The following is a 1,598-nucleotide window of genomic DNA, read 5'->3' as shown; positions in this document are numbered from 1 at the left end:
CACTGGGGCTCGAGCGCTATGAGAACTCCGCGGAGCACAGCTGGCAGATCGCGCTGCTGGCCGCCTCCCTGGCGCCCCATGCCGGCTCCGCGATTGATCTCAACCGGGTGATCCGCATGCTGCTGGTGCACGACATCGGGGAGATCGATACCGGGGACACCCTGGTGTACGCCGAGGGCGGCTGGGAGGAGCGCAAGGCGGCCGAGCTGGCGGCGGTGACACGGATCTTCGGGATGCTGCCGGAGCAGCAAGGCGCGGCCTTCCTGGCGCTGTGGCGGGAGTTCGAGCACGGTGAAACGCCGGAGGCCCGTTTCGCCCATGCCGTGGACCGGGCCATGCCGGTCCTGCTGAACCTGGCCAACGCGGGCCAGAGCTGGCGCGAGAACGGCGTCAGCCATGAGCGGGTGGTGCGGCGGATCTCCCCGCCCATCAAGGCGGGCTGCCCGGCCCTGTGGGACTACCTGGAAGTCCGGCTCGAGGAGGCTCGCCAGAAGGGCTGGTTCGGCGCCTGACCCGAGCCGGAGGTACCTGGCGGAGCGGGACTCAGCGCCGCTGGCGGCCGAGCAGCACCGCCAGCACGACGAGCCCCAGCGCCCCGAGGCCACTGCCCGTGGCCACCGGAACCGCCCCACACCCGAAGCCCACCCGCAGCGAGAGCGGGTCGCCCACGGTGAAGCCGAGCGGCTCGGAGAGGGCACCGCGCACGCCGAGCTGCTCGGCCCAGGCCCGTGCCTCGTGGGGACCCTTGGGGAGCGCCGGGATGACCTCGATGGTGAAGCCTCCCGCGTCGTCCGCTACCACGGGCGAGCCCAGGGCGACCCCGTCGAGGAACACCTGCACGGTGGACCCGGGCGCCGTCTTGCCCTCGAGGAGGGGCGAGGGATTCACGTCCACCGCTCCCGCGCCGGGAGAGACCCAGGTCACCGTGGGCACGACGAAGCCCTGGGTGATGATCGTCTGGCCTCCCGCGAAGACAGGATCCCCCGCGGTGACGGGCTCGGCACCCCGATGCCCCGCGGTGGGCGTGGAGCCCGCGAGCCCCCCATTCACGGAGAGGGCGCAAACCGACTCCACGCCTCCCGCGCCCTGCGCGAAGAGCCGCCCGCCACCGCCGCCACCGCCGGGGGAGATGTCGCTGTTGGCCCCCGTGCCGCCCCGGGCCTCCAGCACGGTGCAGCCAAACCGCTCCGAGATGCGCACGTGGACCGTGCCGCCCGCGCCGCCACCGCCTCCGCCTCCGTGCGTCGCCGCCAGGGGCGTGGTGCCATTGGCGGTGATGAGGCCGCGAGGCTTGGGACCCTGAAGCTCCCGGGCCCGGAAGAAGATGATGCCACCGCCCGCGCCTCCGTCCGTCCCCTCGATGCCGGCGCCTCCGCCACCGCCGAGCAGCAGGCGCTCCCGAGGCTCGTAGCCGCCCAGCGCCGCGCCGCCGTGGCCGCCCACGTCGCGCGCCGAGTCCTCCGTCGCGGAGTTGCCGCCTCGCCCGCCCCTGCCGACGTGACCGCCGCCGCCTCCGCCCGCGTCGTGGCAGTTGCCGCCTCCGCCCGCGTTGCCGAGTCGGCCGTACCCGTGCGTGGGCGCACCGGTGCTCGCGCTGG

At 74.3% G+C, this 1,598-nt stretch carries 1 protein-coding gene and 1 pseudogene; one reads left to right on the top strand and one right to left on the bottom strand.

The window, feature by feature from the left end:
* The coding region (locus VF697_RS20190; protein ID WP_331097380.1) for an HD domain-containing protein at positions 1-512 on the top strand (512 nt) is incomplete at its 5' end.
* 31 nt (positions 513-543) lie between these two features.
* On the opposite strand, the pseudogene VF697_RS20185 reads toward VF697_RS20190, so the two are convergent.
* Positions 544-1,598: pseudogene (locus VF697_RS20185) on the bottom strand (hypothetical protein); the annotation flags it as partial.

The sequence above is a fragment of the Archangium sp. genome, assembly GCF_036388035.1.
Lineage (GTDB): Bacteria > Myxococcota > Myxococcia > Myxococcales > Myxococcaceae > Archangium.
The sequence above is the reverse complement of the archived record's forward strand: the minus strand, read 5'-3'. Positions and strand labels throughout refer to the sequence as shown.